This is a genomic window from Pseudomonas sp. WS 5027, assembly GCF_012985695.1.
GTDB lineage: Bacteria > Pseudomonadota > Gammaproteobacteria > Pseudomonadales > Pseudomonadaceae > Aquipseudomonas > Aquipseudomonas hygromyciniae.
Window position 1 is genome coordinate 314,334 of the sequence record NZ_JAAQWU010000002.1, and the last position, 23,030, is coordinate 337,363.

The window sequence follows — 23,030 nt, forward strand, 5'->3', positions numbered from 1 at the left end:
AGGAAAAGGGCTTTTGACATGCGCATTCTGATTACCGGCGGTGCAGGATTTATTGGCTCGGCTCTGGTCCGGCACTTGATTCAACATACCGGGCATGAAGTGCTCAACCTCGACAAACTGACCTACGCCGGCAATCTTGAGTCGCTGACCAGCATTGCGACCAATACCCGCTATGAATTCGTCCAGGCCGATATCATCGACCAGGCCACCGTCAGCGCAGTGCTGGCACGCTTTCAGCCCCAGGCCATCATGCACCTGGCTGCCGAGTCCCATGTCGACCGGTCCATCGACGGTCCGTCGGACTTTATCCAGACCAACATCGTCGGCACCTACAGCCTGCTTGAGGCCACTCGCGCCTACTGGCAACAGTTGGCAGAGCCGGCCAAGAGCGCCTTCCGCTTCCATCACATCTCTACCGACGAAGTGTATGGCGACCTGCATGGCGTGGATGATCTGTTCACCGAAACCACGCCTTACGCGCCAAGCTCGCCCTACTCCGCGAGCAAGGCGGCATCCGACCACCTGGTTCGCGCCTGGCAGCGCACCTACGGCTTGCCGGTGCTGCTGACCAACTGCTCGAACAACTACGGGCCGTTCCACTTCCCCGAGAAACTCATCCCGCTGGTGATCCTCAATGCCTTGGCAGGCAAAGCCCTGCCGGTGTACGGCGATGGCCTGCAAGTACGCGACTGGCTGTTTGTCGAAGACCACGCCCGTGCGCTGCTCAAAGTGGTCACCGAAGGTGTGGTGGGCGAGACCTACAATATCGGCGGTCACAACGAACAGAAAAACATCGACGTAGTGCGTGGCATCTGTGCCCTGCTCGAAGAGCTGGCGCCACAGCGCCCAGCCGGCATTGCCCAGTTCACCGACCTGATCACCTTCGTCAAGGATCGCCCAGGCCACGACCAGCGCTACGCCATCGATGCCAGCAAGATCGAGCGCGAATTGGGCTGGGTTCCTGAAGAAACCTTCGAAACCGGCCTGCGCAAGACCGTTCAGTGGTATCTGGATAACCTGGAGTGGTGCCGCCGGGTGCAGGACGGCAGCTATCAAGGACAACGACTGGGCAACACAGACCTAAAGGATCTGATCGCATGATGAAGGGAATTGTATTGGCCGGCGGCTCCGGCACCCGCTTGCACCCCATTACTCTGGGGGTGTCCAAGCAGTTGTTGCCGATCTATGACAAACCGATGATCTACTATCCGATCTCGGTGCTGATGCTCGCAGGCATCAAGGAAATTCTCGTGATTTCGACCCCGGCGGACCTGCCGCAGTACCGCAACCTACTGGGGGACGGTAGCCAGTTCGGGGTTACCTTCAGCTACGCCGAGCAGCCCAGCCCGGACGGCCTGGCCCAGGCATTCCTGATCGGCGAAGCATTTATTGGCAAGGACCCTGTGTGCCTGATTCTGGGCGACAACATCTTCCACGGTCAGAGCTTTAGCCAGCAACTGCACAGCGCCGTCAAACGCGACAAGGGCGCCACGGTGTTCGGCTACTGGGTCAAGGACCCGGAGCGCTTTGGCGTAATCGACTTCGATAGCGAAGGCCGCGCCCTGTCCATTGAAGAGAAGCCTCTCACGCCCAAATCCAGCTATGCCGTGACGGGCCTGTACTTCTACGACAACGACGTGATCCAGATTGCCAAATCGATCAAACCCTCGCCACGCGGCGAACTGGAGATCACCGACGTCAACAATGCCTACCTGCAACGAGGCGACCTTCAGGTTGAGCGTTTTGGCCGGGGTTTCGCCTGGCTCGACACAGGTACCCACGACAGCCTGCTGGAGGCCTCGCAGTACGTACAAACCATCGAGCACCGCCAAGGCTTGAAAGTCGCGTGCCTGGAAGAAATCGCCTACCAGAGCGGCTGGATCGACCGTGAGCACTTGCTCGAGCGCGCTAAATATTTTGGCAAGACCGGCTATGGGCAGTACCTGTTTGCCCTGGCTGGAGAGCGCCAGTGAACATCGTCGAAACCACCCTGCCGGGCGTGTTGATCATCGAACCCAAAGTGTTCGGTGACGAACGCGGCTTTTTCTACGAAAGTTTCAATGCCCGCGCGTTTGCAGAGGCCACCGGCCTTACGCGCAACTTTGTCCAGGATAACCACTCACGCTCACAGAAAGGCGTATTGCGCGGCCTGCATTACCAACTGGAACACACCCAGGGCAAACTGGTGCGCGTCAGCGCCGGCGAGGTCCTGGACGTGGCGGTCGACATCCGCCGCAGTTCACCGAGTTTCGGCCAATGGGTGGGTGTGCGCCTGTCCGCGCAGAATCATCGGCAACTGTGGGTACCGGAAGGGTTTGCCCATGGCTTCGTGGTATTGAGCGACTACGCCGAGTTCCTCTACAAAACCACCGACTATTACCAGCCAAGTGCCGAGCGCTGCATTTTGTGGAATGACCCAACGCTGGCCATTGACTGGCAATTGACCGAGCCGCCACAACTATCCGCCAAGGATCAGCAGGGCAAGCCCCTGCTGGAAGCCGACCTGTTCCCATGAGCACACCCTTGAAAATCCTCATCACCGGCCAACACGGCCAGGTTTCCCGTGAGTTGCAACAGCGGCTGCAGGGCCTGGGCGAACTGGTGGTGCTGGGTCGCGACCAGCTCGACCTGGCCAACCCCGAACAGATCCGCCAACAGGTACGCAGCCATCGCCCCGGGCTGATCATCAACGCTGCGGCGCATACCGCTGTGGACCAGGCCGAGAACGAGCCCGACGTTGCCTTCGCGATCAATGCCACCGCGCCCGGCATCCTGGCCGAAGAAGCCAAGGTCCTGGGCATTCCGTTGATCCACTACTCCACCGACTATGTGTTCGACGGCAGCAAACCTGCGCCCTACAGCGAGGACGACGCGCCCAACCCGTTGGGCGTCTACGGCCTGAGCAAGCTGGCGGGCGAACAGGCCATCGCGGCGGTGGGCGGTCAGTACCTGATCCTGCGCACCAGTTGGGTGTATTCGAGCCACGGCAAGAATTTCCTGCTGACCATGCAGCGTCTGCTCCAGGAAAAGCCGCAGATGCGCATCGTCGCCGACCAGATCGGTGCGCCGACCTGGGCCGGGACCATCGCCAACAGCACCCGTGCACTGATCGAGCGCTGGCAGGCAGGCCAGGCCGGAGACTGGGGCGTGTATCACCTGACGGCCCAGGGCGAGACCTCGTGGTTCGGCTTTGCCCAGGCCATTGGCGAGCACCTGCTGGCAGAAGGCAAGGCCTGCGCCGAGCTGGAAGGGCTTCCCGCCAGTGACTACCCAACGCCCGCCAAGCGCCCGTTGAACTCGCGCCTCGATTGCAGCCGCCTGCAACAACAATGGCAAGTCGGCCAACCACAATGGCGCGAAGCATTGCGCGAGTGTCTTGCACAGCAGCACTAGGCATAATGCGCCTGTACCCACAGGCGCAGACTTACATGACTCCACCCCTTCCACCAAGACCCCGCTGGCGCAGCCTGGCCCTGTTGGCCTTGTGCCTGGCCCCGCTGCTGTGGCCGCTGGAGCATCTGGCCGAGCGTTACTACCGCAGCGAACTGGCCGGGCAGAACCGCCAGACCCTCGACCTGTACGTCGCCAACCTGCTGGGTACCCTGCACCGTTACGAAGTGCTGCCGCAAATCCTCGGCGACCTGCCGGCCCTGCGCACCGCCCTGGCGGCGCCCCACGTCAGCACCAACCTGGTCGCCGCCAACCAATTGCTCAAGCAGGTCGCGGCCCAGGCAGGCGTGGAAGTGATGTACCTGATGGACACCCGCGGCAAGACCCTGGCCGCCTCGAACTGGGACAAACAGGACAGTTTCGTCGGCCGCAACTTTTCCTTTCGACCTTATTTCAGCGAAGCCATGGCCGGGCGCCTGGGCCGTTTCTTCGGCCTGGGCACCACCTCAGCCAAGCGCGGATACTTCTTCGCCGCTGCGGTGCGCGAAGATGAGCATGTGATCGGCGTGCTGGTGGTCAAGGTTGACCTGGACCATACCGAAAGCCTGTGGGGCAAGACTCCCGAACAACTGCTGGTGACTGACCACAATGGCGTGGTGATCCTGACCTCACGCCCGCAATGGCGTTTTCGTGCGACCCGCCCCCTGACCGAGGCCGAGCGCCAGGCGATCATCGCGATCCAGCCCTATCCGACCCGCGATCCGCAGCCCCTGAATTTCAGCCCCAGCGCCTGGCTGCGCCAATCCAGCGAAATCGCCGAAACCGGCTGGAATGTGGAAATCCTCGCCCCCCGCACCCTGATCGACCGCCCCGTGCGCACGGTAGTCGCGGTCGGCGGCGCGACCTTGCTGGTGCTAATGCTGCTGCTCGGCTTGATGATGCAGCGTCGTCGTCATTACCTGGAACGCATTGCCTTTGAAGCCAAGGCCCGGCGCGAGCTGGAAATGCGCGTGGCCGAACGGACCAGCGACCTCGAAGGCCTCAACCGCCGCCTGCGCCAAGAAGTACTGGAGCGGGAAAATGCCCAGCAGGAACTGGTACGCGCCCAGGATGACCTGGTGCAAGCCGGCAAACTGTCGGCGCTGGGTACCATGTCGGCGAGTATCAGCCATGAACTCAACCAGCCCTTGGCGGCCATCCGCAGTTACGCGGAAAACGCCGAGATCCTGCTCGACCACCAGCGCACCGACGACGCCCGAGGCAACCTCAAGCTGATCAGCGAACTGACCGGGCGCATGGCCTCGATCATCGCCCACTTGCGCGCCTTTGCCCGCCGCGACCGGCATGCCCCGGAAAGCGTGGCCCTGCAACCGGCCCTGGACGATGCGCTGGCGTTGCTGGCCAAGCGTCGGCGGGCCATGGAAGTGGAACTGATCCGCGACTTGCCAGAGGCCTCCCTGTGGGTGGAAGCCGGGGAAACCCGCCTGCGCCAGGTACTGGGCAATCTGTTGGCCAATGCCCTGGACGCCCTCACCGAAAAAGGCCCGCCGCGCAAACTGTGGCTGAGTGCCGAATCCACCGATCAAGGCGTCAACCTTTACATCCGCGATAACGGGCCGGGATTCTGCATGGAAGCCCTGGGCCGCGCCGGCGAGCCGTTCTACACCACCAAGACCCGTACCCAGGGCCTGGGGTTGGGCCTGGCCATCTGTGACACCCTGATGCGTGCCTTTGGTGGCGAACTGTTGTTCGCCAACCACAAGGAAGGCGGCGCACTGATAACCTTGAAACTGCGCGCCGGAGCACCTGGCGTCAGTCTGCAACCGTCCGAGGACCGCAGTGTATGAGTATCGATAACCAGATTCAGGTGGTGTTGATCGACGACGATCCGCACCTGCGTCAGGCCCTGTGCCAGACCCTGGACCTGGCCGGGCTGAAAGTCCTGCCCCTTGGCGAAGCCACCGGCCTCACGGCGCAGCTGTCACGTGACTGGCCGGGGGTGGTGGTCAGCGACATTCGCATGCCCGGCATGGACGGCATGGAGCTGCTCGCCGAACTGCACGGCCAGGACTCGGAGTTGCCGGTGCTACTGATCACCGGCCACGGCGATGTGCCTCTGGCCGTACAGGCGATGCGCGCTGGTGCCTATGATTTCCTCGAAAAGCCCTTTGCCAGCGACGCCCTGCTCGACAGCGTGCGCCGCGCCCTGAGCCTGCGCCGACTGGTGCTGGACAACCGTAGCCTGCGCCTGGCGCTGAGTGATCGCCAGCAACTGAGCACCCGCCTGGTGGGCCAGTCGGCGCCGATGCTGCGCCTGCGCGAGCAGATTGGCGCGCTGGCAGCAACCCGCGCCGATGTGCTGATCCTCGGTGAAACCGGCGCCGGCAAGGAAGTGGTAGCGCGCGCCCTGCACGACCTGTCGAACCGCCGCACCGGGCCCTTCGTTGCCATCAACGCCGGGGCGCTGGCCGAATCCGTGGTGGAAAGCGAACTGTTCGGCCATGAGCCGGGGGCGTTTACCGGGGCGCAGAAGCGGCGTATCGGCAAGTTCGAATTTGCCAACGGCGGCACGTTGTTCCTCGATGAAATCGAAAGCATGAGTTTGGATGTACAGGTCAAGCTGCTGCGCCTGCTGCAAGAGCGCGTGGTCGAGCGCCTGGGGGGGAATCAGCAGATCCCGCTGGATATCCGCATCATCGCCGCCACCAAGGAAGACCTGCGCCAGTCTGCCGACCAGGGGCGCTTCCGCGCGGACTTGTACTACCGCCTGAACGTCGCGCCGTTGCGCATTCCACCCCTGCGTGAGCGTGGCGAAGATGCCTTGATGCTGTTCCAGCACTTCGCCGACGAGGCCAGTAGCCGCCACGGCCTGCCACTGCATGAGTTGCAGCCCGGCCAACGGGCAATGCTGTTGCGCCATAACTGGCCAGGCAACGTGCGGGAGCTGCAAAACGTCGCCGAACGCTTCGCCCTCGGCCTGGAACTGGCCCTGGACAGCACACCCGACGGCCCGGCGCCCGGCGTACCGATGTCTACCGGCGGCTTGAGCGAGCAAGTCGAGCACTTTGAAAAAGCCTTGATCGCCGCCGAACTCGGTCGCCCCCACAGCTCCGTGCGCAGCCTGGCCGAAGCCCTCGGGGTGCCACGCAAGACCTTGCATGACAAGTTGCGCAAGCATGGGCTGAACTTTGCCGACAGCGGCAACGCCCACGCCGATGACGAATGACCTTTCCCACCCGCCAAGAGACCGCCATGAGCCGCGATAGCCGTTACCTGGAATCCATTCTGCACCATGACATCCCCCTGACCCGGGAGATGGGCCTCAAGGTGCTCGACTGGCAGGACCGGCAACTGCGCCTGCACTTACCCTTGCAAGCCAATATCAATCACAAGAGCACCATGTTTGGCGGCAGCTTGTACTGCGGCGCCGTACTCGCAGGTTGGGGCTGGCTGCACCTGCAATTGCGTGAGGAAGGGATCGAAGACGGGCATATCGTGATCCAGGAAGGGCAGATCAGCTACCCATTGCCTGTCACCCAAGACGCCACGGCGATTTGCCAGGCGCCGGAAGACAAGGTGTGGAAGCGCTTTGTGGCGACCTACAAGCGCCATGGCCGGGCGCGGCTGGCGTTGCAGACGTGGATTGTGAATGAGGGCAGTGAAGAGCGGGCAGTGGTGTTTACCGGGCAGTACGTCCTGCACCGCTAAACCCTGCAACACATAACCACTGTGGGCACAGGGCTTATGTGGAAGCGGGCTTGCTCCCACATTTTTGGTCGCGGCGGTTTATGACCTTGCCAGGGCCAGCAACCGCTCGCGCCAGGCGGCCTTGGCCGGCAAAGCCAGGAAGAACGGGTTCAACAGCGACTCCCGCGCCGGATAGCTGAACGGCTGGCCATTCAACTCCAGCACTTCGCCGCCAGCGCCCTCAAGCACGCCCTGGGCGGCAGCGGTGTCCCACTGCGACGTCGGCGCCAGGCGCGGATAGCAATCGGCGCTGCCTTCGGCCAACAGGCAAAACTTCAAGGAGCTGCCGATATTGGCCAGCTTCAACTCCCCCAGCCCTTCACTCAATCCGTCGAGCAAGCGCTCTTGTTCGGGGCTGGTATGGCGACGGCTGGCGACTACGGTGAACGCCTCGCCAACGGCGGGCTTCTGGCGCACCTGGATCGCCCGGGGCGCAGCATTCACGTCGGAACGCCACGCTCCAAGGCCGGCGCCACCGAAGTAGCAGCGGCCACTGGTGGGCATCGACACCACACCAAACACCACCCGCCCCTGTTCGATCAAGGCGATGTTGACGGTAAATTCTTCGCTGCCGCTGATAAATTCCTTGGTGCCATCCAGTGGATCTACCAGCCACCAGCGCTGCCAACCGGCACGCACGCTCTGGTCGATATCGGCGTCTTCTTCCGAAAGCACCGGGATGCTCGAGTCCAGCTTGGTGAGACCGTCGAGAATCAGATGATGGGCGGCCAGGTCGGCGGCGGTGACCGGCGAATCATCCTTCTTGGCCGTCACGGCCACATCGGCGCGCCAATACGGCAGGATCGCCTCGCCGGCCTGGCGGGCCAGTTCAATCACCGGGGCAATGTAGGGGTGGCCGAGGAACAACTCGCTCATGGCTGGTAGGCTCCGCGCTGGGTCAACAGGTCTCGCACCAGGTACAACGCGGCCAGGGCGCGGCCTTCGCTGAACTGCGCGTTCTGCGCCAGTTGTGCAAGCTCGCGCAGGTTGACCCGGTCCACGCGCATCGGCTCGGGCTCGTCGCCCTCCAGGCGCTCTTCGTACAAATCGGTGGCCAGCACCACCTGGATTTTCTGGCTCATATAGCCGGGGGACAGGGACAGTTCGGTCAAGTGTTCCAACTGCCGCGCGCCATAGCCCGCCTCTTCCTTGAGCTCACGGTCTGCCGCCGCCAACACGTCCTCGCCCGGCTCGATCAGGCCCTTGGGCAAGGACAGTTCATACTCATCCGTGCCGCCGCAGTATTCTTCCACCAGCAGCGCGTGGTCCGCGTCGATCATCGCCACGATCATTACCGCGCCATACCCTGCACCACGGCCCACCAAGCGCTCGTAGGTCCGTTCAACGCCATTGGAAAAGCGCAGTTGCACTTCCTCCACGCGGAACAAACGACTACTGGCGACAATTTCGCGGGCGAGGACGGTGGGTTTCTGGCGCATAAACGGCTCCTTGGCGTGATCGGGTTACTATACCGTGGCTTTTCCGATTGTCTGTGTCGGATATATTTACTTACCTGCTTGAGAACCCACCATGCCGCCACTGCCCTGGTCCGATATCGATACCGTCCTGCTGGACATGGACGGCACCTTGCTCGACCTGCATTTCGACAACCACTTCTGGATGGAACACCTGCCCCGGCGCTATGCCGAACTGCACGGGGTGAGCCAGGCCATGGCCGAGATGGAGTTGCAGCCGCTGTTCGAGCGTAACGCCGGCCAGTTGCAATGGTATTGCCTGGATTTCTGGAGCGCCGAACTGAAGATTCCGGTGCGCGAACTCAAGCTGGAAACCGCCCACTTGATCGCCCTGCGCCCGGACGCCGATACCTTTCTGGCGGCGATCAAAAAGGCTGGAAAGCGCGTGATCCTGATCACCAATGCCCACCGCGACTCGCTGTCTTTGAAGCTGGAACGCATCGAGTTGGCGCCGTATTTCGAGCGACTGATCAGCTCCCACGACTATGGTTTTGCCAAGGAAAACCCGCAGTTCTGGGACGCGTTGCAGGCAGATATCGATTTTGACCCGGCGCGCAGCCTGTTTATCGACGATACGTTGCCGATTCTGCGCAGTGCGCGGGATTTTGGCGTGGGGCATTTGTTGGCGGTCAAGGAGCCGGACAGCCGCAAAGGGCCGAAGGATACGGCGGAGTTCGATGCGGTCGAGGATTACCGGGAATTGATTTCAGAATTATCGTTGTAGGAGCGAGCTTGCTCGCGAAAAACGTCTGGACAGCGCTTTCATTCAGGATGTCCGCGTTATCGTTAACGACCTTCGCGAGCAAGCTCGCTCCTACAAGGGGAGAAACTTACTCAGGGATACGCAGCGTCTGCCCTGGGTAGATTTTGTCAGGGTGCGACAGCAGCGGCTTGTTGGCCTCGAAGATTTTGTTGTATTTGTTGGCATCGCCATAAACGGTCTTGGAGATCGCGCTTAGGGTATCGCCGCTTTTCACCACAACAAAGCGCGAAGCCACAACTACGGGCCCAGCTACGGTGATTTGGTCATCCACAGTAGCCACACCAGCAATGTTGCCCAGCGCCAACAAAATCTTCTCTTTCTCTTCCTGGCTGGCGACTTCACCGGTGACCGTTACCTTGTCACCGTCCACCGTGGTCTGCACATTCGGATTACCCAGGCCGACCTTGGCAACGTGATCCTTCAACTGCTCACTCGCGTTCGCATTACCCGGCGTCAACAGATCAACGATTTTCTCGCCGGCTTCTTTGATAAAGCTAAAAAGACTCATAGTGCGCTCTCCTTGGGATTGGGTTTCCAGATGCCAAAGACTAGACCAGTCTTACAGACCTTGGTTCCAGTCCGACCAATGACGCAAACGCGCTAGAATCCCCCCGCCATTGGAATAAGAGCCCCGGAGCGAAGATGGACATCAAACAGCTGAAATTCCTCATCGCCCTCGACGAAACCCGTCACTTCGGCCAGGCCGCCGCGCGCTGCCACATTACCCAGCCGACCCTGTCGATGCGCCTGCGCAGCCTGGAAGAAGAGCTGGAGCTGCCGCTGGTCAATCGCGGCCAGCGTTTCGAGGGCTTTACCGCCCCCGGCGAGCGGGTGTTGGCCTGGGCGCGTACGGTGCTGGCAGCTTATGACGGCCTGCAGGCCGAAGCGGCCGCCTGCCGAGGCAACCTGGTGGGAACATTGCGCTTGGGGGTGGTGCCGCTGTCGAGCTTCGATCCGCTGGCCTTGATGCAAGCGTTGCACAAGCAGCACCCCAGCCTGCGCTTTGAGCTATCGGCCCTGAGCTCCGAGCAGATCCTCGAACAACTGGCGAGCAATCGCCTGGACCTGGGCGTGTCCTACCTCGAGCGCCTGGACGCCGAGCGCTTTGACTCCCTGGCCCTGGAAGAAACCCGCATGGGCCTGCTGTACGACCAACGGTTCTTCAGCTTCGGCGAAAAGCCCCTGAGCTGGGAGGCGCTGATCGAACTGCCCTTGGGCATGCTTACCAGCGGCATGCACTTTCGCCAATCCATCGACCACAACTTCCACAGCCGCGGCCTGACCCCCCAACCCTTGCTGCAAACCGATGCCGTCCATCAGTTGCTGCAGGCGGTGCACGGCGGCCTGTGTTGTGCGGTGATGCCCCTGGACGGTGGCCTCGACGCCCTGACCGAGCACCTGCGCCTGCAACCCATCGAAAACGCGCAAACCCTGGCCAAGCTAGGGCTGATCATGCGCCGCAGCGCGCCGCGTTCGGCGCTGGCCGAGGCGTGCTTCGCGCTTTATCAGTAATCGCTACCGGAACCTTGATCGACGTCATCTATCGCAAGATCAGTACTGACGATTAGACGCGACCCTTTGTCGCGCCTAGTCTTCACTCTGAACACTTCGCCGGTGACTAGACTTCATGAACGCCCAGCGCCCAGCATGCGCGGCGCCCGCCCTGACAACGCCCGCGCCCGCCGCCAGCCAGAGTTATCAGTATTGCAACCTCGACCACACGCAATCGACCAGCACCGCGCTGGCCGAGGAAGTCGCGTTGGCGATTGCCTATAACGACATCAGCCAGGCCGTCATGCTGGTGACGCCCGCCGATCTTGAAGACTTTATCGTCGGCTTCAGCCTGGGCAGCGGCATCATCAGCGACATCAGCGATATCTATGACCTGCAATTGAGCGGCACAGGCTCGGCCCAGTACGCCCAGGTGCAAATCTGCAGCCGCGCCTTCTGGAACCTCAAGCAACAGCGCCGGCAACTGGCCGGCACCAGCGGCTGCGGCCTGTGCGGCGTAGAAGCGGTGGAGCAGGCGCTGCCAGACCTCAAGGTGCTGGCGGGCGCACCGCTACCGCCTGCCGCCTGGCTGGAGGGCTTGCGCCAGCGTATCAGCGCCTTTCAGCCGTTGGGCCAATACAGCGGCGCGGTGCATGCGGCGGTGTTTATGAATAGCCAGGGTGAACTGCTGCTGGGCCGCGAAGATATCGGCCGGCATAACGCCCTGGACAAGCTGATCGGCGCCTTGGTCCGCCAGCGCATCCCGACTACAGGCGGCGTGGCAATTGTCACCAGCCGTTGCAGCCTCGAATTAATCCAGAAAGTCCTGCGTGCGGGCATCCAGACCCTGGTCAGCCTGTCTTCGCCCACCGGCCTGGCCCTGCAATGGGCGCGCCGGCACAACCTCAATCTTATCCACCTGCCGCAAAAAAGCGCGCCGCGGGTCTACAGCCCTGCGATGGAGTATCAGCCATGAGCAATCATCATCAAGCCGACCAAACCCCGACCCCGCGCTACAAGCCCTACAAAGGCCCGGCTGGCGGCTGGGGCGCACTGATCAGCGTGGCGCAGGCGTGGCTGACCAGCGATAACGCGCTGAAAAATATCCGCATGATGCTCAAGACCAACCAGAACGGCGGCTTCGATTGCCCGGGCTGCGCATGGGGTGACTCGCCGGAGAGCGGCATGGTCAAGTTCTGCGAGAACGGCGCCAAGGCGGTCAACTGGGAAGCCACCAAGCGCCGGGTGGATGCGGCGTTCTTCGCCAAACACAGCGTCAGCGCGCTGCTGGAGCAAAGCGACTATTGGCTGGAATACCAGGGCCGCCTGACCGAGCCGATGAGCTATGACGCCGAGACCGACCGCTACAAGCCCATCAGTTGGGAGTCGGCCTTCGACCTGATCGGTAAGCACCTGCAAGCCCTGCCAAGCCCGGACATGGCCGAGTTCTACACCTCGGGCCGCGCCAGCAACGAGGCCGCGTACCTGTATCAACTGTTCGTGCGCGCCTACGGCACCAACAACTTCCCGGATTGCTCGAATATGTGCCACGAAGCCAGCGGCGTGGCCCTGGCGCAAAGCGTGGGCGTGGGTAAAGGCACGGTGACGTTTGACGACTTTGAACACGCCGACGCGATTTTCGTCTGGGGCCAGAACCCCGGCACCAACCACCCGCGCATGCTTGAACCGCTGCGCGAAGCGGTGAAGCGCGGCGCCCAGGTGGTCTGTATCAACCCGCTCAAAGAGCGTGGCCTGGAACGTTTCCAGCACCCGCAACACCCGCTGGAAATGCTCACCAACGGCGACAAGCCAACCAACACTGCGTACTTCAGGCCAGCACTGGGTGGCGACATGGCCATCCTGCGCGGCATGGCCAAGTTCCTGCTGCTGTGGGAGCGCCAGGCCCAGGCCGAAGGCAAGGAAGCTGTGTTCGACCACGACTTCCTCAATGAACACACGGTCAACGTGCTGGATTACCTGGCCAAGATCGACGACACCTCTTGGGATGAAATCGTCGAGCAGTCCGGCCTGAGCCTGCTGGAGATCGAGCAAGCGGCGCGCATGTACGCCAAAGGCAAGAACGTGATCATGTGCTGGGCGATGGGCATCACCCAGCATCGGCATTCGGTGCCGACCATCCAGGAAATCGCCAACCTGATGCTGCTGCGTGGCAACATCGGCCGCCCCGGCGCCGGCCTGTGCCCGGTGCGCGGCCACAGCAACGTGCAGGGCGATCGCACCATGGGAATCAACGAACGGCCGCCCGTGGCCTTCCTGGATGCCCTGGAGCGTCGCTTCCAGTTCAAAGTGCCCCGCGACAACGGGCATAACGTGGTCGAAGCGATCCACGCCATGCTCGAAGGTCGTGCCAAGGTGTTTATCGGCCTGGGCGGCAACTTCGCCCAAGCCACGCCCGACAGCCCTCGCACCTTCCAGGCCTTGAGCAACTGCGACCTGACGGTGCAGATCAGCACCAAGCTCAATCGCAGCCACCTGGCCCACGGCAAACAGGCCTTGATCCTGCCGTGCCTGGGACGTACCGACATCGATATTCAGGCCGATGGCCCGCAAGCAGTGACGGTAGAAGACTCGTTCAGCATGGTGCACGCCTCCAATGGCCAGTTGCAGCCACTGTCGAAACTGATGAAGTCCGAGCCGGCCATTCTCGCCGGCATCGCCGCTGCCACCCTGGGCAGCAAGCCGGTGGACTGGAACTGGCTGGTGGCCGACTACCGCCGCATTCGCGACTTGATCGCCGATACCATTCCCGGCTTCAAGGACTTCAACGAGCGTGTACAGCACCCAGGCGGTTTCTACCTGGGCAACAGTGCCGGCGCCCGCCGTTGGAATACCCCGTCAGGCCGCGCTAACTTCCGCGCCAACATCCTGCCCAAAGACCTGGTGCATGAACGCACCCGCGCCACTGGTCAGTTGCCCGACTTGATCATGCAGTCCATGCGTTCCCACGATCAGTACAACACCACTATCTACGGCCTGGATGACCGCTATCGCGGGGTCAAGGGCCAGCGAGACGTGTTGTTCGTCAACGAAGCCGACATCATCCGCCTGGGCTTCAAGCCGGGGCAGAAGGCCGATATCGTATCGATCTGGGATGATGGCCGTGAACGACGGGTGAAGGGCTTTACCCTGCTGGCGTTCGATATTCCGGCGGGGCAGGCAGCGGCCTACTATCCGGAGGTCAACCCGCTGGTGCCGCTGGAAAGCACTGGGGATGGTAGCCATACGCCTACCTCCAAGTTCGTGGCAATTCGCCTGGAAGCGGCCAGCGAGAATGGTTTGATAATGGCCAGAATCGCCTGATCGGTTCCACGCTTGGGAACGATCTTTACGGGCACAAAAAAGGCCGCTTTTGCATAAAAGCGGCCGTTCCGAAGTAGCTAAAGACCGGCAAAAACAACTTAAGTTCCCTATTTAAAACAGTAACTTAGCTAATTGTATACAACCTGCACCACTGGTCGGAATTCGATTGTAAGAATATTCCGACAACCTCAGGATCGCGCCGTCATCCCCTTGAGGTTCACCTATGAAGTTCTCCTCGATTCTCTTGTTGTCCCTTGGCCTGGTCAGTGGCGCAGCCATGGCCGGTGGCACCACCGAAGCCGGTGTAGGCGGCGCATTGGGCGGGGTTCTAGGTTCAGTCGTCGGCCAGCAGATCGGCGGCAATACCGGTTCGGCCATCGGTGCGGCCCTGGGCGGCGCCGGCGGTAGCGCAGTGGGCGCAGACAAACGCAGCCGCGGCGAAGCAGCCATTGGCGGCGCACTGGGCGCAGCAGGCGGCAACGTGGTCGGTCGTAGTGTCGGCGGCAACACCGGCAGCCTGATCGGTGCGGCAGCAGGCGGTGGTGCCGGCGGCGCGCTGGGCAACTACATGGGCAACAAGAGCGATGACGACGACCGTCGCTATCGCGGGCGCGATAACCGCCGTTATGACCGTGATGATCATCGTGGTCGTGGGCATGCCTATGGGCATCGCAAGAACAAGCATCACTACCGTCATCGCTAAAATCCAAAGAACACTGCATACCCCGTGTGGGAGCGGGCTTGCCCGCGATGGCGGTGGGTCAGTTATTGGATACTTGACTGATCCACCGCCATCGCGGGCAAGCCCGCTCCCACATTTGCTTCGGTGGCGTTTACGCGTTCGCGGTCAGATCACCAACCGCTGCAAAGCCTCGCGCAACATCCCCGCAATCGTCACCGGCTGGTTTGTCGCCCGGTCCACAAACACATGCACAAACCGCCCCGCCGCACAGGCTTCGTCTTCGCCGGCCTTGAACACCGCCAACTCGTACTGCACTGAACTGTTGCCCAACTTGCCCACCCGCAGGCCGATATCGATACGGTCGGGAAAGGCAATCGAAGCGAAATAGTCGCATGCCGAACTCACCACAAATCCCACCACTACACCGTCATGGATATCCAGCCCGCCCTGTTCAATCAGGTAGGTGTTCACCGCCGTGTCGAAAAAACTGTAGTAGGTGACGTTATTCACATGGCCATACACATCATTGTCGTGCCAGCGCGTAATGATCGGCTGGAAGTGGCGGTAATCGGCACGCTGCGGTATTGAGTCAGGCATGGACAAGTCTCGTTGAAGTGAATTTACAGGTCGTTCAGATGGGCCCCCGCCCAATCCAGCACCTCGGCATACGGATACTCTTCCAGCGCGGCAAACCCTGGAATCCCCCGGGCCTTGAGTTTGGTAAACAATGGCACGCTGATCCCGCATAAAAACCGCGTCAAGCGTTCAGGCCCCGGCAAGCTGCCGGTGTGCTGATGATGCCTGTGGATAAAATCTGCGCACAATGCCTGGAAGTTTTTATCCACAAGCGGTGCCAGGCCAGGGGGCGCTGGCAGATGGGCGATCTGGCCACGGCACACCGAACAATGCCCGCACTGGCGGGGCGCATCGGCGTCGCCAAAATACTCGGCCAGCCGAAAGCCCAGGCAGCGCTCGCTGGCGAACAGCGCCAGCATTCCATGGATCCGCGCCACTTCCGTGACTTCGTGCTGCTTGAAGCCTGTGTATAACTCGGCGCTCATGACCTGGGGATCAAATCCGCTATCGAGCAGGCTGTAGACCTCGGTCATCTGCTTGCTCTCCAGCTCGATCAGCCCCTGCTCCTGGAAATAGTCCAGCGCCTTGACCACCCGGCCACGCTCGGCCTGGTGCAGTTGATAAAGCGCGTCGAAGTCCACGGTAGCCCAGCTGCGGGCCCGTTTGCATACCTGGATGATCGCGGCGACAAACTGCTGCCGCTCGCCGGAAAAACGCGCCAGCAACACGTCCGGCTCCACCAGATACTTGAAGCGATACTCGGCATAAAACGCATAGCGCGGTGCAATGACGCCCTTGAGCTCCAGTTGCACCAGCAAGGTCTTGAGCGGTAGTTCACGGATATTGCTCAGCTCTGCCAACGAGCGCAGCAGAAACTCCCATTGCCCGTCATCCCGGGCTGCCAGCAGTTCCTCCAGCACCAGCCGGATGCCTTCCTGCTCCGGCGTATCGCCATACACGAAGTTCTCCAGCACGGTGAGGCTGTCGCGGTTGGCCAGCACCAGGCACTCCGAAGGCTGGCCATCGCGACCGGCGCGTCCGATTTCCTGGCTGTAGTTCTCGATGGATTTAGGCAGGTCGAAGTGCACCACGTTGCGGATGTCGCTCTTGTCGATACCCATGCCAAAGGCAATGGTGGCGACGATGCAATTGGACTGGCCACCCATGAACCGGCGCTGGATGCCCTCGCGTTTATCATGGGGCAAACCTGCGTGATAGGCCTCGGCCTGGATGCCATGGCGATTCAGGTGCTCGGCGATCTGCTCGGCAGTTTTCTGCAAGGTGACATAGACAATGCTCGGCTGGTTGGCCCGCTCACCCATCCACTCCACCAGGCGCCGGCGCTTGTCCACGCCGCTGACCGGCTCCACCCACAGGTTGAGGTTGGGCCGGTAGAAGCCGGTGGTGATCACATCAGCGGGGGCGATGGCGAACTTGGCCTGCATATCCGCAATCACCTTGGGCGTCGCGGTGGCCGTCAACAGCAGGGCCAGGGGAATCTTGAACTGGTGCTGGTAGTCGGGGAGCTTCAGGTAGTCCGGGCGGAAGTTGTGGCCCCACTCGGAAATACAGTGCGCCTCGTCTACCACGAGTAACGAAATCGAAACGCTGTGCAAAAAGTTGCGAAAACGCTCGTTCTTCAGGCGCTCCACAGAAATCATCAGGATTTTCAACTCGCCGGAGCGGGCGCGGGCCATCACGTCATTGGCCTCCTCGCGACTTTGCGCCGAATCAATGCTGCCAGCCGAAATACCATGACGCTGTAAAAAGCCCAGTTGGTCCTGCATCAACGCCAGCAGCGGCGACACCACCAGCGTCAGGTGCGGCAGCAATACGGCTGAGAGTTGATAACAGAGGGATTTACCGGAACCAGTGGGAAAGATCGCCGCCGCCGAACGGCCAGCCAACACGGCGCTGACAGCGGCCTCCTGGCCTGGGCGAAACTGGGGATAACCAAAGACCTGCTGGAGGGTGTCGTGCATAAGCTGTCACTCCATTGACCGCTGAACAGGCCTAAAACATAGCCCGGTATTTTCAGCGAATCGAGAAAGGTCGCGAGGAAAAGAGAGACAGGATGATACACAGGCTACGAGGCCCAGTCGGCAATCTAGCAAACACTCAAAAACCAATGTGGGAGCGGGCTTGCTCGCGAATGCGGTGTATCAGATACACAGTCAGTGACTGACACTACGCATTCGCGAGCAAGCCCGCTCCCACATTTTTTACATCGTCGCTACAGCTCAATCAGCGGTTTTGCACACGCTCAATGGCTTTGTCGTACACCGGATTGGCCTTCTGCTCCTTGGCCAACTGGTAGTGACGCAGTGCATCGGCAAACTGGCCGGCCGCTTCGTAGATCCGTGCGATGTTGTAGTAGGAACCGGCACGTACGGTGGCGGCTGTAGGGCCGCTGGCCAAAGCGATCGCCTTGCGGTTGGCCCAGATCGACTCGGCAGTGTTGCCGGCTTTCTGATAAGCCAGGCCGAGGTTGCCGTAGGCTTTGCCGAAAGCGTTATCCAGCTCGATTGCCTGGCGGAAGTAATCGATTGCCTGATCCAGGTTACCGGCCTGGTAGGCCGCTTCGCCTTTGAGGTTCAGCTTTTTCGCGTCACCCTGGACTGCGGAACTCACCACCACGGCATCAACGGCAACGCTATCGTTGAGCAGGGGTTTGACTTCATTGAGTACATCCTTGGCTTCGACCAGCACGCCGGTGAAGGTATTGATGTCCTGGAAGTCGCCGCTGCCGGTCATGCGGAACACCGTCCACAAGTTACCGGTACGATTGGTCGGCACGTAGTAGGTACGCACCAGGGACTGGCCCATGTACACAAACACCTTGGCCTGGCTTTCGGACAGTGCCGTGGAGCCGGTATTGGTGCGGTTGGAGAAGTCATGCACGGCGTACACGTAGCTTTCGCCGTAGTGTTTTTTCTGCAGGGTGATGGTTTCCGGGCCGTAGCTGTCGGTGTCATCCACATCCAACTCGGCGTCGGTGCCGGTCTTGCTGTTGAAGTAGATATTGTTGCCCGGGAAGATCATGTGGGAGTCGAGGTCCGAAGGCGATTGCCCCCAGGTCAGCACCACACGCAGGCCGTCGAGGTTTTCCATCACTGGGCTGATGGCGTAGGTCATGCCTTTACACGGGCATTTGACCACCAGGTTGGAGTAGCCGGGCTTCTTGATGATCAGCAGGTTGTCGGCGCCGTCGGCAACTTCGCTGGTAAGGGTGACCTGGCCCTGGGCGTTGGTGCGCCCCACCACGTTCTGTGCGCCGTTGCGTTGCAGCAAGACTTCGGCGTCGGCGATTTTCTGGTCCTTGACCACCGCACTGAGCACCTCAATCGGCAACTGCTCGGCCTGGACAGAAAACGCCACCGCACACAATGACATCGCCGAGGCGACACGAAGCAAACCCATGCTTAACTCCCTTTAAGTAGCGGGCGAAATTGCCCTACAAATTTTTGCGGTGAAACATACGCTGAATTCAGGGGTTTTGCCGGGATTTTATACAAAATGTGACGTGGTTTTTATCCCGCCTGCCCGTGGGCGCCTCTCAGTCAAACCTCAAGTATCGGAAGCCTCCGTAGGAAATCGCCAAGCCGCGCACCATACACTTCCCAAACTGCCTCCAGTGCAAACTCAGCCCACTACAGAATCAGCCACGCCTGGCCGAAACTAGCGCACTCTGAACCCTCTCGGCAAAAATCCGTGAACCTTGAAAGGACTCAATACATTGGCCATTACGGGGTCACCTTCAGCGTGATTCGTTTCACCGTACAGCCCAACGACAAGCAAGCACTTGCCAGCCTTTGCCTGCTAGAGGCAAAGGCCTCTGCGCCAGAAGTTCGCCTGCGACTACAGAGTCTGTACGAGCGAATGCTCGCCCAAGATCTTCCGTGCTTCATGACAGCGGTCATTTCAAAACCATTGACCAGAAAGCAGGCAGATAGCCTGAACAATCGGAATAACGTCATCAAAGAGGTTATTTCAGGTGCGATTGCAGCCCCAATTGGGCTCATTTCCAGCAAGGCAGAATCACTGGTCGAAAAGGCTACCAGCGATTTGATATCCCGCCAGCTCCGCAACTTCCAGCGTGCAGACATCATCATCGGCCTAGAGGCTAGGGTCAGCGGGGGAATTGGCCCGCAGCGTTCCAGCCTCTCAATGCATGTGTACTCAAATGAGCCATAGTCAAATGCTCTACCTACAGGCTGCGATCTTCTTCGCCTTTTATCTGTTGCTGTATTACAAAATCACCGACTGCACACTCAGAAAGCGTTTTGCTGCCACGTTTATCGTAAGCGGCTTGATCCTGACATTCTGGCTACCTTACGTGGCCATCATTCTCAGTATTCAACTCCTCCCCCTCGCTCTGTTCTTGATAGGCTTGGCACTATTTTTGACCCGCAACAAGTACCGTCATCGCCACGACCATCCCCCTCACCCACTCCTGCGTGCCCCCACCATGAACCTGGCCCCCCACTTCCCAGAAGACCCCGTCATGCAGCAACTCCTGCAATTGCTGCACGAAGAAATCGGCCTGCCCAAGCACAAAAGCATCCGCCTTAAGACTTCGCTGAACTTCGACCTCGGTTGCGACGGCGCCGAAGCCAGGCAGTTTATGGAAGCGCTGGAGCAGGCATTTGATCTGGACCTGGGCGACTATGATGCTTATCGCTACTTCAACCCGCCGATATTTGATGTGTTCCTCAAACACCGCGCCAAGGGCCGGGGCGAGAAGATGCCGCTCACCATCGGCATGCTTTACCTGGCCATCAAGACTCATAGCTGGGATACGCAGACGCTGGAAAATCTCAGCTGAAGAACACTGCCCCACATTCGGATCTGCGCCTTTTTTGCCGTCCCGCTCTACATTCATAGAGATTTGCGCACACAAAAAAGCCGCCCCTGGGGGCGGCTTTTTAACAGCTAGCGAGTCTTACAACTTAGGACCCGCGGCCTTGATCGCGTCGCTCACTTCAAACTTCTTGAAGTTCTCGACGAACAGGCCGGCCAGGGCCTTCGCTGCTTCGTCGTAGGCAGCCTTGTCAGCCCAGGTGTTACGTGGGTTCAACAGGCCGGTCTCAACGCCAGGTACAGCCAATGGCACGTCGAGATTGATGGTGTCCAGGTGCTCGGTTTGCGCACCGATCAACGCGCCGCTCTGGATCGCAGCGATCACCGCACGGGTGGTCGGGATGTTGAAGCGTTTGCCGACGCCGTAGCCACCGCCGGTCCAGCCGGTGTTGACCAGGTAGACCTTGGAGCCAAAGCCACGGATGCGCTTGATCAGCAGCTCTGCGTATTCGCCAGCCGGACGCGGGAAAAACGGCGCGCCGAAGCAGGTGGAGAAGGTCGACTTGATGCCGCTGCCCGAACCCATTTCAGTCGAACCCACCAACGCGGTGTAGCCGGACAGGAAGTGGTAGGCCGCTTGTTCTTCGTTGAGGATCGACACCGGTGGCAGCACGCCAGTCAGGTCGCAGGTCAGGAAGATTACTGCGTTTGGCTCGCCACCCAGGTTCTTCTCGGAACGCTTGGCAACGTGCTCCAGCGGGTACGCGGCACGGCTGTTCTGGGTCAGGCTGACATCGGTGTAGTCGGCGTGCTTGGCATCGTTGATCACGACGTTTTCCAGGACTGCGCCGTGCTTGATGGCTTTCCAGATGACGGGCTCGTTCTTCTCGGACAGGTCGATGCACTTGGCATAGCAACCACCTTCGATGTTGAACACCACACCTTCGCCCCAGCCGTGCTCGTCGTCACCGATCAGGTAACGGCTTTCATCGGCGGACAGGGTGGTCTTGCCGGTGCCGGACAGACCGAAGAACAGGGTCACGTCGCCTTCTTCGCCGATGTTGGCAGCGCAGTGCATTGGCAGCACGTCAGCGGCCGGCAGCAGGAAGTTCTGCACCGAGAACATGGCTTTCTTCATCTCGCCGGCGTAACGCATGCCAGCGATCAGGACTTTCTTCTGGGCGAAGTTGAGGATCACGCAACCATCGGAGTTGGTACCGTCACGCTCTGGTACGCATTCGAAGTTGGCAACGTTGAGCACTTGCCACTCTTCACGGCCGGCCGGGTTGTACTGGGCCGGATTGATGAACAGGCAACGACCGAACAGGTTCTGCCAAGCAGTCTGGGTAGTCATTTTCACGGCCAGGTAGTGGTCTTGGGCAGCACCAACGTGAACGTGGGAAACGAAATGCTCTTGCGCGTTGTTGAAAGCCTCGACGCGAGCCCACAGGGCATCGAACTTGTCGGCCGGGAACTTGCGGTTGATCGGGCCCCAGGCAATGGCGGCCTGGGTGGACGGCTCTTCAACGATGAAACGGTCGACTGGCGAACGACCGGTACGGTGACCGGTTTCTACGACCAGCGCGCCAGTATCGGCAAGCACGCCTTCACCGCGCTGCAGGGCTTCTTTGACCAGATCGTCAACACTCAGATCGGTGTATACGGCGTTATTGGCTTGCGTCATGAGGTTCCCCGTCGGCCTATGGCCGAGTGCTCCAAACGTTTTGTAGTAGAAAGTTGCGCACTACTACCGCGAAAAAAGTGGGCCGGATTATGCCAGAAAAGCCCAAAAATAGTAGGGCCCTCCCGTCAGAACACCTCTAATCCGGCGTTTGTCAGGTGATTTACCTGTGCTTAAACGTTTTAGTGGTGGGTGCCCGAAGGGGTGTCAACGCCAGCGCCGGCGAACAATTGGGCGATATCGGCAGCGTCGAACAGGTAACGCTGATTACAGAACTGGCAGTCGATCTCGATTTGGCCACCATGTTCCACAGCAAGGTTTTGCGCATCTTCCAGGCCCAGGCTTACCAGGGCATTGCCCGAACGCTCGCGGGAACAGCTGCAATGGAAACGCAGCGATTGCGCATCGAACAGGCGCACCTCTTCTTCGTGGTACAGGCGGTGCAGGATCGTTTCGTTGTCCAGGCCCAACAGCTCTTCGGCAGTCAGGGTACCGGCCAGGGCAGTGAGGCCGCGCCAGCTTTCTTCACGCTCATCCTCGTCCTTGATACGGTCGGCCGGCAGTTGTTGCAACAGCAGGCCTCGGGCGCGCTTGCCATCCGCATTGAGCCAGAAGCGGGTACCCACTTGTTGGGACATGACGAAATAGTTGGTGAAGCACTCGGACAGGGTTTCACCGTCCAGGTCGACAATCCCCTGGTAACGCTGGCCAACGGTCGGATCGATGGTCAACGCCAGGACGCCGTTGGGCATCAGGTCGGCGAGGGTCGCGTCCGCCTGGATCTGGTCTGCGTCATAACGGGCCAGGCCACGGATTTCGCGCTCACTGGAGCACTCGATCATCAGCATGGGTACCGGGCCTTCGGAACGAGCCTGGAGAATCAGCAAGCCATCGAACTTCATGGTGCCCACCAGCAGCGACGCGGCGGCCATCAGTTCGCCGAGCAACTGCGCGACCGGCTCCGGATAGGGGTGCTTGGCAAGGACTTCGGCATAGCTGCGCTCCAGGGCAACCAGTTCGCCACGAGCGTCGTTGTCGTCAAAGAGGAAACGTTGGGTGAAGTCGGTATCCGGTAGATCAGTCATAGGTCTGGGTATCTGAATT

The 23,030-nt window shown here is 60.6% G+C and carries 22 protein-coding genes; 14 read left to right on the forward strand and 8 right to left on the reverse strand.

Features of this window, described 5'->3' with window-relative positions:
- Positions 1 to 18 precede the first annotated feature (18 nt).
- From rfbB to HBO09_RS04345, 7 genes are read left to right on the forward strand one after another with little or no spacing between them, the layout of a single operon-like run.
- A complete protein-coding gene (gene rfbB / locus HBO09_RS04315) occupies positions 19 to 1,101 on the forward strand; it encodes a dTDP-glucose 4,6-dehydratase (protein ID WP_169991873.1) in 1,083 nt (360 codons plus the stop codon).
- A complete protein-coding gene (gene rfbA, locus HBO09_RS04320) occupies positions 1,098 to 1,973 on the forward strand; it encodes a glucose-1-phosphate thymidylyltransferase RfbA (RefSeq protein ID WP_169991871.1) in 876 nt (291 codons plus the stop codon). The genes rfbB and rfbA overlap by 4 nt, the downstream gene beginning before the upstream one ends.
- A complete protein-coding gene (gene rfbC, locus HBO09_RS04325; protein ID WP_169991869.1) occupies positions 1,970 to 2,515 on the forward strand; it encodes a dTDP-4-dehydrorhamnose 3,5-epimerase in 546 nt (181 codons plus the stop codon). Before rfbA ends, rfbC begins: the two co-directional genes overlap by 4 nt.
- A complete protein-coding gene (gene rfbD, locus HBO09_RS04330) occupies positions 2,512 to 3,393 on the forward strand; it encodes a dTDP-4-dehydrorhamnose reductase (RefSeq protein ID WP_169991867.1) in 882 nt (293 codons plus the stop codon). The genes rfbC and rfbD overlap by 4 nt, the downstream gene beginning before the upstream one ends.
- Before the next feature lie 35 nt (positions 3,394 to 3,428).
- A complete protein-coding gene (locus HBO09_RS04335) occupies positions 3,429 to 5,237 on the forward strand; it encodes an ATP-binding protein (protein WP_169991865.1) in 1,809 nt (602 codons plus the stop codon).
- Entirely contained in the window at positions 5,234 to 6,616 is a 1,383-nt protein-coding gene (locus HBO09_RS04340) for a sigma-54 dependent transcriptional regulator (protein ID WP_169991863.1), read from the forward strand. Before HBO09_RS04335 ends, HBO09_RS04340 begins: the two co-directional genes overlap by 4 nt.
- 26 nt (positions 6,617 to 6,642) lie before the next feature.
- On the forward strand, positions 6,643 to 7,098 hold the full coding sequence (locus HBO09_RS04345; protein ID WP_169991861.1) for a thioesterase domain-containing protein: 456 nt from the start codon (positions 6,643 to 6,645) through the stop codon (positions 7,096 to 7,098).
- A gap of 78 nt (positions 7,099 to 7,176) precedes the next feature.
- On the opposite strand, the gene cysQ is transcribed toward HBO09_RS04345, so the two are convergent.
- Both cysQ and nudE read right to left on the reverse strand, forming a co-directional pair.
- Complete coding sequence (gene cysQ / locus HBO09_RS04350; protein ID WP_169991859.1) at positions 7,177 to 8,013, reverse strand: 3'(2'),5'-bisphosphate nucleotidase CysQ; 837 nt, start codon at positions 8,011 to 8,013, stop codon at positions 7,177 to 7,179.
- The gene (gene nudE / locus HBO09_RS04355; RefSeq protein ID WP_169991857.1) at positions 8,010 to 8,576 is read right to left on the reverse strand and encodes an ADP compounds hydrolase NudE; all 567 of its coding nucleotides are present in this window, start codon (positions 8,574 to 8,576) and stop codon (positions 8,010 to 8,012) included. The genes cysQ and nudE overlap by 4 nt, the downstream gene beginning before the upstream one ends.
- A gap of 91 nt (positions 8,577 to 8,667) precedes the next feature.
- On the opposite strand from nudE, the gene yrfG reads away from it, so the two are divergent.
- The gene (yrfG, locus tag HBO09_RS04360) at positions 8,668 to 9,336 is read left to right on the forward strand and encodes a GMP/IMP nucleotidase (RefSeq protein WP_169991855.1); all 669 of its coding nucleotides are present in this window, start codon (positions 8,668 to 8,670) and stop codon (positions 9,334 to 9,336) included.
- Positions 9,337 to 9,442: 106 nt separating this feature from the next.
- On the opposite strand, the gene lysM is transcribed toward yrfG, so the two are convergent.
- On the reverse strand, positions 9,443 to 9,883 hold the full coding sequence (gene lysM / locus HBO09_RS04365) for a peptidoglycan-binding protein LysM (RefSeq protein ID WP_029299807.1): 441 nt from the start codon (positions 9,881 to 9,883) through the stop codon (positions 9,443 to 9,445).
- A gap of 134 nt (positions 9,884 to 10,017) precedes the next feature.
- On the opposite strand from lysM, the gene HBO09_RS04370 reads away from it, so the two are divergent.
- From HBO09_RS04370 to HBO09_RS04385, 4 genes are all read left to right on the forward strand, one after another.
- On the forward strand, positions 10,018 to 10,887 hold the full coding sequence (locus HBO09_RS04370) for a LysR family transcriptional regulator (protein ID WP_169991853.1): 870 nt from the start codon (positions 10,018 to 10,020) through the stop codon (positions 10,885 to 10,887).
- A 115-nt stretch (positions 10,888 to 11,002) separates the two neighbouring features.
- On the forward strand, positions 11,003 to 11,842 hold the full coding sequence (gene fdhD / locus HBO09_RS04375; protein WP_169991851.1) for a formate dehydrogenase accessory sulfurtransferase FdhD: 840 nt from the start codon (positions 11,003 to 11,005) through the stop codon (positions 11,840 to 11,842).
- Positions 11,839 to 14,187: an FdhF/YdeP family oxidoreductase gene (locus tag HBO09_RS04380; protein ID WP_169991849.1), complete on the forward strand. Its 2,349-nt coding sequence runs from the start codon at positions 11,839 to 11,841 to the stop codon at positions 14,185 to 14,187. Before fdhD ends, HBO09_RS04380 begins: the two co-directional genes overlap by 4 nt.
- A gap of 223 nt (positions 14,188 to 14,410) precedes the next feature.
- Positions 14,411 to 14,890: a YMGG-like glycine zipper-containing protein gene (locus tag HBO09_RS04385; protein WP_029299799.1), complete on the forward strand. Its 480-nt coding sequence runs from the start codon at positions 14,411 to 14,413 to the stop codon at positions 14,888 to 14,890.
- Between the two features lie 144 nt (positions 14,891 to 15,034).
- Here the strand turns inward: HBO09_RS04385 and HBO09_RS04390 are convergent, their stop codons facing one another.
- The 3 genes from HBO09_RS04390 to HBO09_RS04400 form a co-directional block, all read right to left on the reverse strand.
- A complete protein-coding gene (locus HBO09_RS04390; protein ID WP_169991847.1) occupies positions 15,035 to 15,466 on the reverse strand; it encodes a thioesterase family protein in 432 nt (143 codons plus the stop codon).
- 23 nt (positions 15,467 to 15,489) lie between these two features.
- Positions 15,490 to 17,427: a RecQ family ATP-dependent DNA helicase gene (locus HBO09_RS04395; RefSeq protein WP_169991845.1), complete on the reverse strand. Its 1,938-nt coding sequence runs from the start codon at positions 17,425 to 17,427 to the stop codon at positions 15,490 to 15,492.
- Positions 17,428 to 17,689: 262 nt separating this feature from the next.
- Positions 17,690 to 18,865: a tetratricopeptide repeat protein gene (locus tag HBO09_RS04400; RefSeq protein WP_169991843.1), complete on the reverse strand. Its 1,176-nt coding sequence runs from the start codon at positions 18,863 to 18,865 to the stop codon at positions 17,690 to 17,692.
- A 342-nt stretch (positions 18,866 to 19,207) separates the two neighbouring features.
- On the opposite strand from HBO09_RS04400, the gene HBO09_RS04405 reads away from it, so the two are divergent.
- The gene (locus HBO09_RS04405; RefSeq protein WP_178120182.1) at positions 19,208 to 19,639 is read left to right on the forward strand and encodes a hypothetical protein; all 432 of its coding nucleotides are present in this window, start codon (positions 19,208 to 19,210) and stop codon (positions 19,637 to 19,639) included.
- Positions 19,640 to 19,913: 274 nt separating this feature from the next.
- On the forward strand, positions 19,914 to 20,270 hold the full coding sequence (locus HBO09_RS29165) for a DUF1493 family protein (RefSeq protein ID WP_169992268.1): 357 nt from the start codon (positions 19,914 to 19,916) through the stop codon (positions 20,268 to 20,270).
- Positions 20,271 to 20,387: 117 nt separating this feature from the next.
- On the opposite strand, the gene HBO09_RS04415 is transcribed toward HBO09_RS29165, so the two are convergent.
- Complete coding sequence (locus tag HBO09_RS04415) at positions 20,388 to 21,929, reverse strand: phosphoenolpyruvate carboxykinase (protein WP_169991838.1); 1,542 nt, start codon at positions 21,927 to 21,929, stop codon at positions 20,388 to 20,390.
- Between the two features lie 179 nt (positions 21,930 to 22,108).
- On the reverse strand, positions 22,109 to 23,011 hold the full coding sequence (gene hslO, locus HBO09_RS04420) for an Hsp33 family molecular chaperone HslO (protein WP_169991836.1): 903 nt from the start codon (positions 23,009 to 23,011) through the stop codon (positions 22,109 to 22,111).
- Between the last annotated feature and the right edge of the window lie 19 nt (positions 23,012 to 23,030).

Bases quoted from the DNA above. Each gene is read 5' to 3' on its own strand.
- rfbB (WP_169991873.1), top strand. From the start codon at position 19: ATGCGCATTCTGATTACCGGCGGTGCAGGATTTATTGGCTCGGCTCTG.
- HBO09_RS04400 (WP_169991843.1), bottom strand. From the start codon at position 18,865: ATGGGTTTGCTTCGTGTCGCCTCGGCGATGTCATTGTGTGCGGTGGCG.
- HBO09_RS29165 (WP_169992268.1), top strand. From the start codon at position 19,914: ATGAACCTGGCCCCCCACTTCCCAGAAGACCCCGTCATGCAGCAACTC.
- nudE (WP_169991857.1), bottom strand. From the start codon at position 8,576: ATGCGCCAGAAACCCACCGTCCTCGCCCGCGAAATTGTCGCCAGTAGT.
- HBO09_RS04340 (WP_169991863.1), top strand. From the start codon at position 5,234: ATGAGTATCGATAACCAGATTCAGGTGGTGTTGATCGACGACGATCCG.
- HBO09_RS04385 (WP_029299799.1), top strand. From the start codon at position 14,411: ATGAAGTTCTCCTCGATTCTCTTGTTGTCCCTTGGCCTGGTCAGTGGC.
- cysQ (WP_169991859.1), bottom strand. From the start codon at position 8,013: ATGAGCGAGTTGTTCCTCGGCCACCCCTACATTGCCCCGGTGATTGAA.
- HBO09_RS04395 (WP_169991845.1), bottom strand. From the start codon at position 17,427: ATGCACGACACCCTCCAGCAGGTCTTTGGTTATCCCCAGTTTCGCCCA.
- HBO09_RS04390 (WP_169991847.1), bottom strand. From the start codon at position 15,466: ATGCCTGACTCAATACCGCAGCGTGCCGATTACCGCCACTTCCAGCCG.
- HBO09_RS04335 (WP_169991865.1), top strand. From the start codon at position 3,429: ATGACTCCACCCCTTCCACCAAGACCCCGCTGGCGCAGCCTGGCCCTG.
- rfbA (WP_169991871.1), top strand. From the start codon at position 1,098: ATGATGAAGGGAATTGTATTGGCCGGCGGCTCCGGCACCCGCTTGCAC.
- HBO09_RS04345 (WP_169991861.1), top strand. From the start codon at position 6,643: ATGAGCCGCGATAGCCGTTACCTGGAATCCATTCTGCACCATGACATC.
- yrfG (WP_169991855.1), top strand. From the start codon at position 8,668: ATGCCGCCACTGCCCTGGTCCGATATCGATACCGTCCTGCTGGACATG.
- HBO09_RS04370 (WP_169991853.1), top strand. From the start codon at position 10,018: ATGGACATCAAACAGCTGAAATTCCTCATCGCCCTCGACGAAACCCGT.
- HBO09_RS04415 (WP_169991838.1), bottom strand. From the start codon at position 21,929: ATGACGCAAGCCAATAACGCCGTATACACCGATCTGAGTGTTGACGAT.
- lysM (WP_029299807.1), bottom strand. From the start codon at position 9,883: ATGAGTCTTTTTAGCTTTATCAAAGAAGCCGGCGAGAAAATCGTTGAT.
- rfbD (WP_169991867.1), top strand. From the start codon at position 2,512: ATGAGCACACCCTTGAAAATCCTCATCACCGGCCAACACGGCCAGGTT.
- HBO09_RS04380 (WP_169991849.1), top strand. From the start codon at position 11,839: ATGAGCAATCATCATCAAGCCGACCAAACCCCGACCCCGCGCTACAAG.
- fdhD (WP_169991851.1), top strand. From the start codon at position 11,003: ATGAACGCCCAGCGCCCAGCATGCGCGGCGCCCGCCCTGACAACGCCC.
- hslO (WP_169991836.1), bottom strand. From the start codon at position 23,011: ATGACTGATCTACCGGATACCGACTTCACCCAACGTTTCCTCTTTGAC.